We start from the raw sequence: 16,084 nt of genomic DNA on the forward strand, positions 1-16,084 counted from the left end.
GTTCACGGGCCCGGTCGGCCCTCCTTGATCGGTCTGAGACGATGTGTCCATGCGGGAAGCGGACAGGGATACGGACATCCGTACGGACACGGGCACGGACACGGGCGCGCGCCGGGCCGGCCCCGGCACGACGCCGCACGCCGTCGTCATCGGCGCCGGCATCGCCGGACTCGCGGCGGCCCACCGGCTGCTCGCCACCGGCGCGCGGGTGACCGTGCTGGAGGCCGGCCCGCGGCTCGGCGGCAAGCTGTACGCCGGGGAACTCGCCGGACTGCCCGTCGACCTCGGCGCCGAATCCGTACTGGCCCGCCGTCCCGAGGCCGTGGACCTGGCCCGCGCCGTCGGCCTCGCCGACGCCCTCCAGGCCCCCGCCACCGCCACCGCCTCCCTGTGGACCCGGGGCGCGCTGCGCCCCATGCCGCGCGGGCACGTCATGGGGGTGCCCGGCGACCTGGACCTGCTGGCCGCCTCCGGGGTGCTCTCCGCCGAGGGCCTGGCCCGCGCCGGGGCCGAGGCGGACCTGGCGCCCACCGAGATCGGCGAGGACGTCGCGATCGGCGCGTACGTCGCCGCCCGGATGGGCCGCGAGGTCGTCGACCGGCTGGTCGAGCCGCTGCTCGGCGGGGTCTACGCCGGTGACCCGTACCGGATCTCGATGCGCGCCGCAGTCCCCGCGCTCTTCGACGTCGCCCGCACCCACACGTCCCTCGGCGAGGGCGTCCGGGAACTCCAGCGCCGGGCCGCCGCGCAGCCGCAGGGCGCCGGACCCGTCTTCGCGGGCATCGAGGGCGGCATCGGCCGCCTCCCGCTGGCCGTCGCCGACGCCTGCCGGGCCGCCGGGGCCCGGATCCTGACCGGGTCCCCGGTACGGGAACTGCGCCGCGGCCCCGACGGCTGGCAACTGCTCGTGGGCGACGGGGCCGTCGAGGTCATCGAGGCCGACGCGGTGGTCCTCGCCACCCCCGCGGGTCCCGCCGCCGGGCTGCTGGAGCGCCTCGCGCCCGCCGCCGCGACCGAGCTGCGCGGGATCGAGTACGCCTCGATGGCCCTGGTCACCCTGGCCTTCCGGCGCTCCGAACTGCCGCCGACGCTGACCGGCAGCGGGTTCCTGGTTCCCCCGGTGGACGGCCGCACGATCAAGGCGTCCACCTTCTCCAGCAACAAGTGGGCCTGGTCGGGCGCCGACCCCGGCCTGTTCCTGCTGCGCACCTCCGTCGGGCGCCACGGCGACGAGGCGGTCCTGGCACGGGACGACGCCGAACTGGTCGGCGTATCGCTGGCCGACCTCGGCGAAGCCGTCGGCCTGACGGCGCGTCCGGTGGCCTCGGCGGTGACCCGGTGGGACGGCGGACTGCCGCAGTACCCGGTCGGGCACATGGAACGGGTCGCCCGGATCCGGACGGCCGTCGCGGCCCTGCCCGGGCTCGCGGTGTGCGGCGCCCTCTACGACGGCGTGGGCATCCCGGCGTGCGTGGCGAGCGCCACCCGGGCCGCCGACGCGCTCGCTCCGGGCCTCACGGGCGCGTTCGGCACCCCAGGCACAGAGCACTGATCAGGACACGGGACAATAGGCACATGACTGCACCAGAGAAGATTCCCAACGCGGGGAAGAAGGCGAAGGACCTCAACGAGGTCATCCGCTACACCCTGTGGTCCGTCTTCAAGCTGAAGGACGTCCTGCCGGAGGACCGCGCCGGTTACGCCGACGAGGTCCAGGAGCTGTTCGACCAGCTGGGCGCCAAGGACATCACCGTCCGCGGCAGCTACGACGTCTCCGGCCTGCGCGCCGACGCGGACATCATGATCTGGTGGCACGCCGAGACCTCGGACGAGCTGCAGACCGCCTACAACCTGTTCCGCCGGACCAAGCTGGGCCGCGCGCTGGAGCCGGTGTGGTCGAACATGGCGCTGCACCGCCCCGCCGAGTTCAACAAGTCGCACATCCCGGCCTTCCTGGCCGACGAGAACCCGCGCGACTACGTCAGCGTGTACCCCTTCGTACGCAGCTACGACTGGTACCTGCTGCCCGACGAGGACCGTCGCCGCATGCTGAAGGACCACGGCATGATGGCCCGCGGCTACCCGGACGTGCGTGCCAACACCGTCGCCTCCTTCTCACTCGGCGACTACGAGTGGATGCTGGCCTTCGAGGCCGACGAGCTGTACCGCATCGTCGACCTCATGCGTCACCTGCGCGCCTCCGAGGCCCGTATGCACGTCCGTGAAGAGGTCCCCTTCTACACCGGACGCCGCAAGTCCGTCGCCGATCTGGTGGCCGGGCTCGCCTGATACCTCCCCTGGGGGGAAGGACCGGGGGACCGCCGCTTCGCAGAAGACGCGGCCGCCGGGGATCGGGAGGCCCTGCCCCCGAATCGACGCAGCCGGAGATCCCGCCCGGAAGTTCAGACGACTGGCGGCAGCGGCACCCTGCGGGTGCCCGCTGCCCGGTCGTCCAGCGACACCGGTGCGGGCTCCGGATGCGGCGCACACGTGACACGCCGTCCCGCTGTGTCACCTGTCAGCAGATACCGCTCCACATGCCGGTCCACGCACGCGTTGCGTCCGCCGACCACTCCGTGCGCACCGGCCCCCGTCTCCGTGACCAGCGCGGCCCGCGGCCCGAGCCGCCGGTGGAGCTCCAGCGCCCCCGGATAGGGGGTCGCCCCGTCCCGTTCGGCCGCCACCACCAGGGTCCCGGGCAGCGCGGCGGCCGACGCGCCCACCGCGCCCACCGCTCCCACGTCGACCGGGGCCTGCCGCTGGGCGGCGGCGGGCCAGGACGCGCAGGGCAGGTTCAGGAAGGCGTTGGGCCAGGTCTCGAAAGGCGCGGTCCGGGCCAGTTCGGTGTTGTCGCGGTCCCAGGTCGCCCAGTCGGCGGGCCAGGGCGCGTCGTTGCACAACACTGCCGTGTAGACGGCCTTCGCGTTCTCGTTCTCGGCCGCCGCCGCCGGATCGGGCCGCGCCTGCTCGGTCAGCGGGCCGGGGTCGCCGCGCAGGTAGGCGGCGAGCGCCGCGGCCCGGCGAGGCCAGACCTCGTCGTAGTACGCGGTCTTGAGGTACGCGGCCTGGAGTTCGCCCGTGCCGACGACCCCGCCCGCCGGACGGCGGGCCACCGCCGCCCGGACCTTCTCGTAACTCGCCCCGACCGCCCGCGGGGTGCGGCCCAGCCCGTAGACGTCGTGGTGGCGGGCCGCCCAGTCGCGGAAGTCCGCCCAGCGCCGCTCGAACGCGGGGGACTGGTCGAGGTTGTCGCGGTACCAGATCCGGCGCGGGTCCGGATCGACCGCCGAGTCGAAGACCACCCGGCGCACGTGCTCCGGGTAGAGCGTCGCGTAGACCGCGCCGAGGTAGGTGCCGTAGGAGGCGCCCAGGAAGTTCAGCCGTTCGTCGCCGAGCGCGGCGCGCAGCACGTACAGGTCCCGGACGTTGTCGAGGGTGCTGTAGTGCGCCAGCGCCGGGCCCGCCCGACGGGCGCAGCCGCGCGCGTACTCCTCGGCGGCGGCGAGCCGCTCCCGCTTGTACGCCGCGGAGGGCCGCTCCGGGACCTGGGTGGGGCCCTTGGCCCGGGCCGCCGGGTCCTCGCACGAGAGAGGGGCCGAGCGACCGACCCCGCGCGGGGCGTAGCCGACGAGGTCGTAGGCGCCGGCGACGCGCTCCCACTCGGGCAGTTCGGCGACGAGCGGGAAGTACATGCCGGAGGCGCCCGGCCCGCCCGGGTTGTAGACGAGGGAGCCCTGGTGGGCGGCCCGTCCGCCGGTGGCCGCGATCCGGCTGACGGTCAGTGAGATCTGCGGGCCGTCGGGGCGGGCGTAGTCGAGCGGTACGCGCAGCAGGGCGCAGCGCACCGGGTCCGCCAGCCCCTCGCTCGCGGGGCAGTCGCCGAAGTCGAGGCGGCGAACGGCCGCCCGGCGGGCGACGGCCTCGGCGCCGAGCCGCCGGGCGCGTGCGGTGGCGCTCTGGGCGGGCGCGGGACCGGCCACGGTCGTGGCCGTAGCGGGCCCCGTCGGGCCGTCGGCGGCGCGGGCCGCGGCGGGCGGGGCGCAGAGGGCGAGGGAGAGCACCGCCGCGGCGGCTCCGTAGGGTGCGAGCGTCGTCCGCATGGCGGGCCTTTCGTCTCATCGGATGACCCGATGGGACGGCAGGGCGGCCCACTTGTACAGGATCACCGCCGGGTGTCGCCCTCAATGCCCCCGTTGCCGCGCGAGCGCCGCCCGATTGCCGGATCCCATCGCGGCCCGCAGCCCCGGATCCCCCACGGCGCGGACCCCGCGCACCGCGATGGCGGCCAGCGGCTCGGCCCGTCCGCGCTCCCGGTCCAGCGCGATCAGCAGCTTCTGCCCGGCGGGAGAGGCCCACGAGGAGTACGGGTGGGACTCGAAGCGGGCGATGGCCAGGCACCCCAGGGTGAGGACGAGCGGCAGGGCGAACCAGCACAGCAGCAGGAGGCCGGAGGCGCTCGTGGTGGGCATGGTGAAGGCGCCCGCGGCCATCACGAGGATCAGCGCCGTGGCCCCCGTACGGCCTTCACCCCGTCCCCCATGCCGGACCGGGCGCCCTCGGGCAGCGCGAGGCCCGCCGCGCCCAGCCGGTCGGCGAGGGCCCGTACGGCCTCGTGGGCCGCGGCGGCGGCCCGCACGGACTCCACGGGGGACTGCCCGTCCGGCCCGAACGCGCCGAGCACGGACCGCTCCAGCGCGTCGCGGCCGACCGGGTCGACGACGGTCGCCCACCCGGTGTGTGCCAGCAGCAGCCGCCGCTGACGCTCCATGGAGAGCAGCGTCAGCTCGGCGACCCGCCGCGGGCCGCCCGCGAGATAGGCGGCCTCGTACAGGTTCAGCTCGTCGTGGTGGTGCGTGGTGGAGCCGTCGGTGGCGGACTCGTCGGTATCGGTCGCGGCACTCAGCAGGCGGGCGCACGACATCAGCGCCCCCGCCCAGGCCGTCAGCAGGAACAGCACCCAGAACATGGCCGAATTTCTACAAGATGTGGAAGCTCCTGGTCAGGGATATGCGGAGGTGTGAACACCTCGTGATGCGCTCGTGATCAACGGTCAGGAACTGCTGGAGCAGCTGGAGCCGGACGAACTGCTGCAACTCGACCCGCTCGAACTGCCGCAACTCGACCCGCTCGAGCAGCTCGACGAACTGCCGCAGCTCGACCCCGAGGAGGAGCAGGACGAGCTGGTCGACCCGCAGGAGGAACCGGTCGATCCGCAGGAGGAGCCCGAACCCGTCGCGGCGCAGCTCGAACCGGAGCTCCCGCCGCAGCCGCTCGCCCCGCCGCCGTCGCTCCCGGCGCACCAGACGACCGGCAGGACGTCGGCGGACGACCCCCCGGACCCGTGGGCGTCGTGGTGCGCGGGAGCGGAGCGGGCCGAGCTCATCCGGGCGGCGGGCAGCAACTGCGCCCGCAGGTACGGGTCCCGGACGCCCCCCAGCCCGAACAGCGCGGCCTGCACCGGGGCGTTCTGGTCCCGCGCGTGCTGGGCGCGGATCTCGATCAGCGCCCGGCGCCCGGCCGTGGTGATCCGGCCCAGGGCCCGGGAGGCGCCCACGGCACCCGCCACGATCCCGACCAGCAGGACGGGGAGCACTTTGAATACGAACGGGAGTTGGAAGGCGTAGGAGCTGGGGCTCGAATACTGCGCCACGGTGAGCGCGACGGCCACGGGGATCCCCAGTACGCAGGCGATCGCCTGGATCTTCCCCCAGCGCCGCCACAGCCGGCCGGTGCCGGGCAGCGCGATCAGCCCCCGGTCGGCCAGCGCGTCGCCGGTCTCCTGCACGGCCGGGTCGCGCATCGCGGCCGCGCGCAGGACGTGCAGGGCGCCGGAGGGGGCGGCCGAGTGCGCCTGGAGCACCGCGCGTTCGGCGGCGTCGCGGGCCCGTACCCCGGGCAGCGCGTGCACGATGCCGGGGCCGCCGATCACCAGCCGCCCGTCGCAGATCAGGGAGACGAGCGCGGCGTCGACGACCCGGCCCGGGCCGCCGGAGAGGAACGCGGCCTCGGAGAGGTCGTGCAGCCGGGGCACGTGACCGGGCGGCCGGGTCCGGAACCGCCGGATCCCGACGTGCAGGGCGATGGAGGAGCCGAGGACGGCGATCCACACGAGGGCCGCGAGGGCGTTCATCTCGCACCCCGGCCCGTGGCGGCGGGAGCGGTACGGGTGCCGTGCGCGCTGCCGTGGGCGGTGTCCCGCGCGGTGCCGTGCGCCGCGTCGTGCGGGGGGTGCGCGGGGTGCGGGTCCCGCGCGCGGCGGGCGGCGCGGGGCGTGCGGAGCCGCCGGGGCAGGGCGGCCCGCGCCCACCGGGTCAGCAGCCCCACGGGCCGCGTCCCGGCCCGGTCCTGCCACCACTCGGTCAGCCGGCGGCGCGCGGCCGGGTCCTCGGGCAGGTCCTGGATGAGGAGGTGCTCGACGAAATCGAGGGCGTCCCGCCGGTAGCCCGCGGTCATCGGCCGGGTCCGGGCGTAGCGCAGGAACGCCTCCCGGTAGGCCCCGGCCCCCAGGATCTCCGCGGGCTCGGGCGCGATCCTGCGCACCACCCCGGCGCGCTTGGCGGCGAGGGCGCGCGACTGCACCCGCAGCCGCTGTCCGTCGAACCCCTCGGGTACGGGCGTCCCCGCGACCAGCGCCGACAGCAGCGCGGCCTGGCTCAGCCCGACCCGGGTCCGCGCGGCCTCCAGCCGGTCCGGAAGCGCGGTGGGAGTGGGAGAGGGAGCGGAAGCGGGAGGGCGGGGCGCGGGGGAGCGCCGGGGGCGCTCGGCGCCGCTGCCGCGAACCACCGTGCGGACGGCGTCCAGTTCCCCCGCCAGTTCGGCCTCCGGCGGGAAGTCGTCGTCACGTTCCAGCAGCACCCCGGGCGGGTCCACCCGGGCCCGCAGCTCCGCCAGCAGGTCGAGGACGACCGGGGCCACCGGGTGGGAGTGCGTGTCGTGCCACACCCCGTCGCGCTCGACCCCGCCCGCGACGTGTACGTACGCCAGCGCCTCCAGCGGGATCGCGTCCAGCGCGGCCAGCGGGTCCTCGCCCCGGTTGACGCGGTTCGTGTGCAGGTTGGCCACGTCGATCAGCAGCCGTACGCCGGTCCGCTCGACCAGCTCCGCCAGGAACTGCCCCTCGGTCAGCTCCTCACCGGGCCAGGAGATCAGCGCGGCGATGTTCTCCAGGGCCAGCGGCACCGGCAGCGCGTCCTGGGCGATGCGCACGTTCTCGCACAGCACGTCCAGCGCGTCGCGGGTCCGGGGCACGGGCAGCAGGTGCCCGGCCTCCAGGGTGGGCGAGGAGGTCCGTACGAAGGCGATGTGCTCGCTGACCAGCGGCGCGCCCAGCGCCACGGCCCGCTCGGCCAGGGCGGCCAGCCGCGCCGGATCGGGCCGGTCCGCGCCGCCGAGGCCCATCCCGACGCCGTGCGGGACCACCGCGGTGCCGCGCTCGCGCAGCCGCAGCAGGGACGAGGGGAGGTGGCCCGGGCAGATGTTCTCGGCCACCACCTCGACCCAGTCCAGGTCCGGCAGCCGTTCCACCGCCTCCGCGATCTCCGGACGCCAGCCGATGCCCACCCCCAGGTGTGCCATGCGTTCCATGAACCCCTCGCCCCCTTCCACCGGCCTGTGCCGGTGTCATGACCCCGGCGAAGACACGCCAACCGCAGGATAGGGACGTTCAGAGCAATATTTGAGGTTCCCCCGGGATGCCCCGAGCTTCCGAGGGGCCCGCTACCGCAGCCGCTCGCGCAGGGCCGGGTGGTCGGAGACCACCGTGCACGAGCCGGGCGCGATCTCGGTGAAACCCGCGTCCCGGACCACCGGCAGCCCGCTCCCGCTCAGCTCCGCCCACCGCTCGGGCGGGGCCGTCCGCACCGCCAGCCGGAACCCGGCCGCCCGCCAGGCGTCGCGCTCGGGGCCGGTCAGCTCCCACCACGCGAGCTGGGCCGCGTGTCCCACCTGGGCCATCTCCTTGCCCGCCGACATGTCCAGCTCGGGGTTGAGCCACAGCACGGGCAGCCCGGGCTCCGCCGGACCCACCGGCTCCGGGTCGTCCAGGTCGGTGCCGGAGACCTGGAGCTTGGCCAGCTCCTTGGGCCAGCCGTCCAGGGGGACCGGCGGGAACACCCGGACCTCGGCCCCCGCGCCGTGCACGGTGAGGCCCGGCAGGGTCTCCGCCTTGTGCCACTCCGCCCCGCGCGCCCGGCGCACCACCTTGCGGATCCGGGCGTCCTGCCAGTCGCGGACCGCCTCGGCCCATTCGCCCTCGCCGAGCGCCCGGTCGTCCGACAGCAGCACCAGCACCGCGCGGGCCGACGTCTCCAGGGCGTCCGTACGGGCGGGCGGTCCGGTCTTCTCCAGTCGCACCACCAGCGGCAGCACGAACTGCGGGGCCTCGTCGCGGGCGGTGGGCTCGGTGCGGAAGGGGTACTCGGGCTCGGCCGAACCGGTGTCGGGCGTACTGGTGTCGGACGTACCGGCGTCGGGCGTACCGGTGGTGGACGTACCGGTGTCGGCCGTGTCGTGGGCGCTCATCCGGCCAAGTCTGCCACCGCGCCCCCGCCCGCCGATTCCGGCCTCCGACTTCAGGAGGATGCCCGGGAGGCCCCGGCCGCGCGAGGATCCGGTGCATGAAGAGTGATCTTTTCGCCTCAGAGAACCTGGCCCAGGCCCCCTCCGCCCCCGGCATGGAGCTGCAGAACGCCAAATCCGTCAAGTACACCGTCAACGGGGAGATGCTCGCCCGCCAGGGCGCGATGATCGCCTTCCGGGGCAACCTCCAGTTCGAGCGCAAGAGCCAGGGCATCGGCGGCATGCTCAAGCGCGCCGTCACCGGCGAGGGCCTGGCGCTGATGGCCGTCCGCGGGCAGGGCGAGGCCTGGTTCGCCCACCAGGCCGGGAACTGCTTCATCGTCGACATCGAGCACGGCGACGCCCTGACCATCAACGGCCGCAACGTCCTGTGCTTCGACCCGACCCTGTCCTACGAGATCAAGATGGTGAAGGGCGCCGGTATGACCGGCGGCGGCCTCTTCAACAGCGTCTTCACCGGCTACGGGAAACTCGCCCTGGTCTGCGACGGCAACCCGATCATCATCCCGGTCACGGCGCAGTCGCCCGTGTACGTCGACACCGACGCGGTGGTCGGCTGGAGCGCGCAGTTGGAGACGGGCCTGCACCGCTCCCAGTCCGTGGGCTCGATGATCCGCGGCGGCTCCGGCGAGGCCGTGCAGCTGATGCTGCGCGGCGAGGGCTTCGTCATAGTCCGCCCGAGCGAGGTCACGGAGACCCCGGCCGCCCACTGAGCCCGACGTCCGGGCGCGATATCCAGCCCGTCCGGCGATTGAGGTCCGGGTCCGGGCGGAGCCCGGGAAACGGAGGAAGGGCGGGGTGGGGTGCGGCTCCGCGCAGCGGCACCCCTGTGCCCCGACCGCCCGGCAGGCCGTGCCCGTACGCTCGTACGCATGGACCAGCGGAACGAGACCACCACGGACCAGCCCACGACGGCCGCGGCCGACGGTCCCGCGGCGTACTGCCCCGCCCCGGCCGCACCGGCCGGGCGGGTGCCCGGGCCGCCGTTCGCGGACTGCCTGGAGTGCGGCGAGCCCACCGAGTACGGGGTCGCCACACCCGGCGTGGTGCTGTGCCCGGTGTGCGAGTGGCAGGAAGCGCAGCGCACCGCCTGCTCGGGCTAGCCCGGGCTACTTCCCGATCAGGTCGGACACCTTCACGAAGCGGTAGCCGCGCTTGCGCAGCTCCGGGACGATCTTGCGGACGGCCTCCTCGGTGACCGGGGCGGCGCTGCGGGTGCAGTGCATGACCACCACGGAGCCGGGCTTCACCCCGGCGAGCACCTGCTCGGCGACCGGGTCTGCGTCCTTGGCGAAGGCGTCTCCGCTGACCACGTCCCACTGGACGGCCGTGACCTTGGCCGTGGACAGGGTGCGCAGGGCCTCGTCGTCGTAGCAGCCGCCGGGGAACCGGAAGTACGGGACGGTGTTGACCGCGCCCGCCGTGCGGAAGGCCTCGAAGGCCCGGTCCACGTCGGCGCGGGCGGCGGCGGCGTCGAGCGCGGGAAGCCCGTAGCAGGGGGACTTGAAGGCGTGGTGGCTGTACGAGTGGTTGGCGATCTCGAAGGTGGGATCGGTGCCGATGGCCTTCGCCTGGTCCGGGTACTCCTCGGCCCAGCGGCCGGTCATGAAGACGGTGGAGGGCACCTTCAGCTCGCGCAGCGTGGAGATCAGTTTCGGGTTGTCGAAGTGCTCGCCGGCCGCCGCGCGCGGCCCCTGGTCCGAGGTCATGTCGGCGTCGAAGGTGAGCGCGACGGTCTTGTCCGTCTGCTGCCGGGCGCGCTCGAAGACCGGGGTGAGGCCGCCCGGGCCGGGGGCGATCGTGGGGGCCTTGGACGGCGCGGCGGAGGCGGCGGGCGAGGGTGCGCTGGGAGCCGGGGCCGGGGCGCCGCCCGACCGGATCGCGCCCGCGGCGGCCCCGGGGGCGGCCGTACCGCTCCCGCAGCCCGCGAGGGCGGCGCCGAGCGCGACAACGACTGCCACTTTGCGTACAGAAATGGTCACGTACGCAAAATATATGACTATGTGGAGAGCAGGCGGGAGCGGCACTCCTTCACATCGAAGTCACCCGCCGGGTAGCGCGGGTCGAGGGCATCCAGATGCTCCAGCAGCAGCGTGCCGACCGCCCAGTTGCGGTACCACTTGCGGTCGGAGGGCACGAGGTACCACGGCGCGGCGCCGGTGGAGCAGCGCTCCAGGGCCAGCTCGTACGCCTCCTGGTAGGCGGGCCACAGGGCGCGCTCGTCGATGTCCCCGGGGTTGAACTTCCAGTGCTTGCCGGGATCGTCCAGGCGGGCCAGGAGGCGCTCGCGCTGTTCCTCGTAACTGATGTGGAGGAAGACCTTCACCACGCTCACCCCGTCGTCCGCGAGGGCCTCTTCGAACTGGTTGATCCGCGCGTAGCGACGGCGCAGCTGGTTGCGCGGGACGAGTGCGCGGGCCCGGGCGATCAGTACGTCCTCGTAGTGCGACCGGTCGAAGATCCCGATCTCGCCGGGCTGCGGCAGGGCCTTCTTGATCCGCCAGAGGAAGGGGTGCTCCAGCTCCTGCGGGGTCGGCGCCTTGAAGGCCCGGATCCGGCAGCCCGAAGGGTTGAACAGGCCGACCACGTGCTTGACGGTGCCGCCCTTGCCGCTGGTGTCCATGCCCTGGAGCACGAGCAGCACCCGGCGGCGGTCCCCGGCGGTACTCGCCGCGTAGAGCCGTTCCTGGAGCGAGGCGAGCCGCTCGCCCATGGCGGCGGTGGCGGCCAGTCCGGCGGCCTTGTCCGTGGGCCCGACCGGGGTCGCCCGGGCGTCGAACCGCTCCAGGGAGAGTGCCTCCCCACCGACCCGGAGGGCCTCCCGGGCGCTCACCGCGTCGTCCGGGCGCCCCGCCGTCCCGGTCGTGCCCGGCTTCGTCTTCCGCTTCGTCATCGCTGCCCCGATCCCGTCGACTCCCTCGCATCCTTCCGCAGGCGGAAGGGAAGCGCGAGGCAGGCGCCGGGCCGGAGCGGGCGGTGGCGCGGGCCGGGCCCGCGCGGGGTCAGAGCAGCTCGGCGGAGAGCGTGATCGTGGTCCCCGTGAGGGCCTGGCTGACCGGGCAGTTCTTCTTGGCGTCCTCGGCCGCGGCGGCGAAGGCCTCGGCGTCCAGGCCCGGGACCTCGGCGCGCACGCTGAGGTGGATGCCGGTGATGCCCTCACCCGGCTGGAAGGTGACGTCGGCCTTGGTCTCGACCCGGGTGGGCGGGGTGCCCGCACCGGCCAGGCCGTGGGAGAGGGCCATCGAGTAGCAGCTGGAGTGCGCGGCGGCGATCAGCTCTTCCGGGCTGGTCTTGCCGTTGGCCTGCTCCGCGCGGGAGGGCCAGGAGACGTCGTAGGAACCGACCCCGGAGGAGTCGAGGGTGACGACGCCCTTGCCGTGGAGCAGGTCGCCTTCCCAGACGGTGTGCGCGTGACGCGTGGTGGCCATGGCGGATCCCTTCACATAGGTGGAAGCGCCGGGCGGTCCCGCGACCGGCCCGGCGCCCCCAAACCTACTGGTCCACCAGGTCCTTCGCGTCGCGGGCGAGCGCGGTGAGCCGCGAGATGGCGCGGAAGTACTTCTTGCGGTAGCCGCCGTTCAGCATCTCGTCACTGAACAGGCGGTCGAAGGGGACCCCGGAGGCGAGCACCGGTATCTCGCGGTCGTACAGCCGGTCGGCGAGCACCACCAGCCGCAGCGCGGTCGACTGGTCCGGCACCGGGCCGACGTCGGTGACGCACACCGCGGCGATGCCCTCCGTGAGCGCGCCGTAGCGGCTCGGGTGGACCTTGGCCAGGTGTTCGAGCAGCCCGGGGAAATCGTCGAGGCTGGCGCCGGGCGTCGCGTACGCCGCCTTGGTCACCTGCTCGTCGGAGTACGGCGCGGGGGCCTCGGGCAGGCCGCGGTGGCGGTAGTCCTGGCCGTCGATGCGCAGCGGGCGGAACCGCGCGGACAGACCCTGGATCTCGCGCAGGAAGTCGGCGGCGGCGAAGCGGCCCTCGCCGAGCTTGCCGGGCAGCGTGTTGGAGGTCGCGGCGAGCGCGACGCCCTGTTCGACGAGCCGGGAGAGCAGCGAGGAGACGAGGACGGTGTCGCCCGGGTCGTCGAGTTCGAACTCGTCGATGCACAGCAGCCGGTGTCCGCCCAGGGTCCGCACGGTCTGCTGGAAGCCGAGCGCGCCGACCAGGTTGGTCAGTTCGACGAAGGTGCCGAAGGCCTTCAGCGCGGGCTCGGCCGGGGTGGCGTGCCACAGGGAGGCCAGCAGGTGGGTCTTGCCGACGCCGTAGCCGCCGTCGAGGTAGACCCCGCGGGGCCCGGTGGACGGGGCGGGCTTCTTCGCGAACCAGCGGCGCTTGCCCGCGCCGCTGGAGTGGGCTCCGCCGAGTCCGGCGGCGAAGCCGCTGAGCACGGTGACCGCCTCGGACTGGCTGGGCTGGTCCGGGTCCGGGTCGTACGTGTCGAAGCGCACCGAGTCGAACCGGGGCGGCGGCACCATCTCGGCGACGAGCCGTTCGGCGGGTACGTGCGGGGCACGGGCGCACAGGGCGAGCGGACCCGCGCCGGGGCCGCCACCCGGTCCCGCGTCGGCTATCGGGCTCCGCCCGGCCGCGTCGGGGGCAGCGGCACCGGAGGGGGAGAGAGATGTTGACACAGCACTTAACTCTACGGGTCGTGTCACACTGCACCGATGCGACGCCTGCTCCCTGTGACCGATCAGACATCTCCCGTCGGTGGCGGCCACCCGTGGTCCCTGGACGAACTGGCGGACGCCTACGCGTACCCCTCGCTCGCCGGGGGAGCGCACTGGCTGCGCGCGAACATGGTCTCCTCGCTGGACGGCGCGGGCCAGCACGACGGCCGCTCGCAGCCCCTCTCCAGCGAGACCGACATGCGGATCTTCGGCACCCTTCGGGCGCTGGCCGATGTGGTGGTGGTCGGCGCGGAAACGGTTCGCCAGGAGGGGTACCGCCCGGCCCGGGCCCGCGAGGAGTTCGCCGCCCGCCGGGCCGCCGCGGGCCAGGGCCCCGCCCCGGTCATCGCGGTGGTCACCGCCAGCCTGGACCTGGACTTCAGCCTGCCCCTGTTCACCGCCCCGCTGGTGCCCACCCTGGTCCTCACCGGAGCCGCCGCCCGCGCGGACGGGGTGGCGGCGGCGACCGCCGCCGGGGCCGAGGTGGTCTTCGCGGGCGAGGGCGCCGGGGTGGATCCCGCCCGCGCGGTACGGGCGCTCGCCGAGCGGGGGCTGCGCCGCCAGCTCACCGAGGGCGGGCCCCGGCTGCTGGGGCAGTTCGTGGCCGCCGGGGTGCTGGACGAGCTCTGTCTGACCCTCTCCCCGCTGCTCGCGGCGGGCGACGCCCAGCGGATCGCGGGGGGCCCGCGGATCGACGTACCGCACCGGCTGGCACTGGCCTCCCTGCTGGAGGAGGCCGGGTTCCTCTACACGCGTTACCGTCGGATCTGACAACGAGCGGAATTTGTTGTTCCGGTTAGCTTCCGCTGGGCACACATACCTGCGCGAGCCCCGTGCGCCAGCGGGGCAGGATGGTTTCCGCAGGGGCCGACCGCGGCCCATGAAGGAGAGGGCGCCCGTGTTCACGAGCGTTTTGATGATCGAGCAGCCTCTGACATCCGAAGACGTGGACTTCGTCACCACCCTGCACGGAGACGACCCGGTCTCCTTCTTCGTCCTGATGCAGCCCCGGGGCGATCAGGACCGGCTGCTGCGCGCCATCGACGATGTCGCGCTCGGCGAACTGCCCGAGGCCCTGCACGAAGGGGACCTCCCCGAGGGGGACGCCGCCCGGGGGCCCGCCGACCAGGCCCTCGCGGCATCCCTGGAGGCCTTGCGCAAGAAGGGCGCCAGAGCCGTCGGGCAGGTCATCGAGGACCACCCGCTCGACAAACTGAAGGCCGTGGTGGAGGAGACGGGGGCGGACGAGGTGATCGTGCTGACGGCCCCGCACTTCGTCGAGGAGTTCTTCCACCGGGACTGGGCCTCCCGCGCCCGGCACAAGGTGGAAGTTCCGGTGCTCAAACTCTTCGCCCACAGCGAATAGGCTGGGCCCGACGTAGACAGCGCAGTTCTCACGACGCATTTCTGACCATCAGGAGCGACCTGTATGACGCCCGGCCTGCCGACCGCCATGGAACGGCCCCACTTCATCGGCATCGGCGGCGCCGGGATGTCCGGCATCGCGAAGATCCTCGCCCAGCGCGGCGCGCGGGTCGCCGGAAGTGACGCCCGCGACTCCGAGACCGCCGCGGCGCTGCGCGCCCACGGTGCCACCGTCCACATCGGGCACGCCCCCGGCCACGTCGCCGACGACGCCACCTGCGTGGTCGTCTCCAGTGCCATCCGCGCCGACAACCCGGAGCTGGCCCGCGCCGCCGAGCTGGGCGTCCCGGTCGTGCACCGCTCCGACGCGCTCGCCGCGCTGATGGACGGCCTGCGCCCGATCGCGGTCGCCGGTACGCACGGCAAGACCACCACCACCTCCATGCTGGCGGTCTCCCTCTCGGCCCTGGGCCTGGACCCCTCCTACGCCATCGGCGGCGACCTGGACGCCCCCGGCTCCAACGCCCACCACGGCGAGGGCGACATCTTCGTGGCCGAGGCGGACGAGAGCGACCGCAGCTTCCACAAGTACGCGCCCCAGGTCGCCATCGTGCTCAACAGCGAGCTGGACCACCACGCGAACTACGCCTCGATGGAGGAGATCCACGACTCCTTCGAGACCTTCGTCGGCAAGATCGTCCCCGGTGGCACCCTGGTCGTCTCCGCCGACCAGGAGGGCGCCGTCGAGCTGACCCGCCGGGTCCGCGACCTGTCCTCCGTCAACGTCGTCACCTACGGCGAGACCGAGACCGCCGACGTCCGCGTCCTGAAGATCACCCCGCGCGGGCTGGCCGGCGAGGTCACCGTCCTCATCGGCGGCAAGCTGCTCACCTTCACCGTCTCGGTGCCCGGCCGCCACTACGCGCTCAACGCCGTGGCCGCTCTCGCCGCGGGCGTGGCCCTCGGCATCCCGGCGCACAACCTCGCCTCCGCCCTCGGCAAGTACACCGGGGTCAAGCGCCGCCTCCAGCTCAAGGGCGAGGCGGCGGGCGTCCAGGTCATCGACTCCTACGCGCACCACCCGACCGAGATGACCGCCGACCTGGAGGCCATCCGCGGCGCCGCCGGGGACTCCCGGATCCTGGTCGTCTTCCAGCCGCACCTCTTCTCCCGCACCCAGGAACTGGGCAAGGAGATGGGCCAGGCCCTCGCGCTGGCCGACGCCTCCGTGGTCCTGGACATCTACCCGGCCCGCGAGGACCCGCTCCCCGGCGTCACCAGCGAGATCATCGTCACCGCGGCGCGCGCCGCCAACGCCGACGTGAACGCCGAGCACGACAAGAGCGCCGTCCCGGACGTCATCGCGGGAATGGCGAAGCCGGGTGACCTCGTTCTCACCATGGGCGCGGGTGACGTGACCGACCTGGGTCCGGCCATCCTGGCCCGGCTGGCGAACTGAAGGGGACGACGC

General features: G+C 74.0%; 15 protein-coding genes and 1 pseudogene. 7 read left to right on the forward strand and 9 right to left on the reverse strand.

The genetic code is table 11. The features are described 5' to 3' along the window. The first annotated feature begins 49 nt into the window (after positions 1-49). The gene (gene hemG / locus QMF80_RS05325; RefSeq protein WP_283449948.1) at positions 50-1,552 is read left to right on the forward strand and encodes a protoporphyrinogen oxidase; all 1,503 of its coding nucleotides are present in this window, start codon (positions 50-52) and stop codon (positions 1,550-1,552) included. Positions 1,553-1,575: 23 nt separating this feature from the next. Further along, positions 1,576-2,289, forward strand: a complete 714-nt coding sequence (gene hemQ, locus QMF80_RS05330) for a hydrogen peroxide-dependent heme synthase (protein ID WP_283449950.1) — start codon at positions 1,576-1,578, stop codon at positions 2,287-2,289. 113 nt (positions 2,290-2,402) lie between these two features. On the opposite strand, the gene QMF80_RS05335 is transcribed toward hemQ, so the two are convergent. The 5 genes and pseudogenes from QMF80_RS05335 to QMF80_RS05355 form a co-directional block, all read right to left on the reverse strand. Then, positions 2,403-4,100, reverse strand: coding sequence for an alpha/beta fold hydrolase (locus tag QMF80_RS05335; protein WP_283449952.1), 1,698 nt, complete (start codon positions 4,098-4,100; stop codon positions 2,403-2,405). A gap of 81 nt (positions 4,101-4,181) precedes the next feature. Beyond that, positions 4,182-4,966 (reverse strand): annotated as a pseudogene (locus QMF80_RS05340) (TIGR04222 domain-containing membrane protein). An 84-nt stretch (positions 4,967-5,050) separates the two neighbouring features. Next, on the reverse strand, positions 5,051-6,130 hold the full coding sequence (locus QMF80_RS05345; protein WP_283449954.1) for a TIGR04222 domain-containing membrane protein: 1,080 nt from the start codon (positions 6,128-6,130) through the stop codon (positions 5,051-5,053). Next, entirely contained in the window at positions 6,127-7,575 is a 1,449-nt protein-coding gene (locus QMF80_RS05350) for an MbnB/TglH/ChrH family RiPP precursor modification enzyme (protein WP_283450048.1), read from the reverse strand. The genes QMF80_RS05345 and QMF80_RS05350 overlap by 4 nt, the downstream gene beginning before the upstream one ends. A gap of 141 nt (positions 7,576-7,716) precedes the next feature. Then, on the reverse strand, positions 7,717-8,520 hold the full coding sequence (locus QMF80_RS05355; RefSeq protein WP_283449956.1) for a peptidyl-tRNA hydrolase: 804 nt from the start codon (positions 8,518-8,520) through the stop codon (positions 7,717-7,719). A gap of 95 nt (positions 8,521-8,615) precedes the next feature. Between QMF80_RS05355 and QMF80_RS05360 the strand changes: the two genes are divergently transcribed. Both QMF80_RS05360 and QMF80_RS05365 read left to right on the forward strand, forming a co-directional pair. Further along, positions 8,616-9,290 carry an AIM24 family protein gene (locus QMF80_RS05360; RefSeq protein WP_283449958.1) on the forward strand — a complete coding sequence of 225 codons (675 nt, stop codon included), beginning with the start codon at positions 8,616-8,618 and terminating at the stop codon, positions 9,288-9,290. A 159-nt stretch (positions 9,291-9,449) separates the two neighbouring features. Continuing rightward, complete coding sequence (locus QMF80_RS05365; protein ID WP_283449960.1) at positions 9,450-9,680, forward strand: hypothetical protein; 231 nt, start codon at positions 9,450-9,452, stop codon at positions 9,678-9,680. 6 nt (positions 9,681-9,686) lie between these two features. On the opposite strand, the gene QMF80_RS05370 is transcribed toward QMF80_RS05365, so the two are convergent. The 4 genes from QMF80_RS05370 to zapE form a co-directional block, all read right to left on the reverse strand. Beyond that, complete coding sequence (locus QMF80_RS05370; RefSeq protein ID WP_283449962.1) at positions 9,687-10,559, reverse strand: polysaccharide deacetylase family protein; 873 nt, start codon at positions 10,557-10,559, stop codon at positions 9,687-9,689. A gap of 17 nt (positions 10,560-10,576) precedes the next feature. Further along, complete coding sequence (locus tag QMF80_RS05375) at positions 10,577-11,470, reverse strand: PPK2 family polyphosphate kinase (RefSeq protein ID WP_283449963.1); 894 nt, start codon at positions 11,468-11,470, stop codon at positions 10,577-10,579. 109 nt (positions 11,471-11,579) lie between these two features. After that, positions 11,580-12,005, reverse strand: a complete 426-nt coding sequence (locus QMF80_RS05380; RefSeq protein ID WP_283449966.1) for an OsmC family protein — start codon at positions 12,003-12,005, stop codon at positions 11,580-11,582. A gap of 64 nt (positions 12,006-12,069) precedes the next feature. Continuing rightward, entirely contained in the window at positions 12,070-13,149 is a 1,080-nt protein-coding gene (gene zapE, locus QMF80_RS05385) for a cell division protein ZapE (RefSeq protein WP_283450049.1), read from the reverse strand. 96 nt (positions 13,150-13,245) lie between these two features. On the opposite strand from zapE, the gene QMF80_RS05390 reads away from it, so the two are divergent. The 3 genes from QMF80_RS05390 (at position 13,246) to murC (ending at position 16,072) form a co-directional block, all read left to right on the forward strand. After that, a complete protein-coding gene (locus QMF80_RS05390; protein ID WP_283449968.1) occupies positions 13,246-14,019 on the forward strand; it encodes a pyrimidine reductase family protein in 774 nt (257 codons plus the stop codon). A 127-nt stretch (positions 14,020-14,146) separates the two neighbouring features. Continuing rightward, entirely contained in the window at positions 14,147-14,614 is a 468-nt protein-coding gene (locus QMF80_RS05395) for an indole-3-glycerol phosphate synthase (RefSeq protein WP_283449970.1), read from the forward strand. Between the two features lie 63 nt (positions 14,615-14,677). Then, complete coding sequence (murC, locus tag QMF80_RS05400) at positions 14,678-16,072, forward strand: UDP-N-acetylmuramate--L-alanine ligase (RefSeq protein ID WP_283449972.1); 1,395 nt, start codon at positions 14,678-14,680, stop codon at positions 16,070-16,072. Positions 16,073-16,084: the final 12 nt, after the last annotated feature.

The organism is Streptomyces sp. G-G2, from assembly GCF_030063135.1.
Classification (GTDB): domain Bacteria; phylum Actinomycetota; class Actinomycetes; order Streptomycetales; family Streptomycetaceae; genus Streptomyces.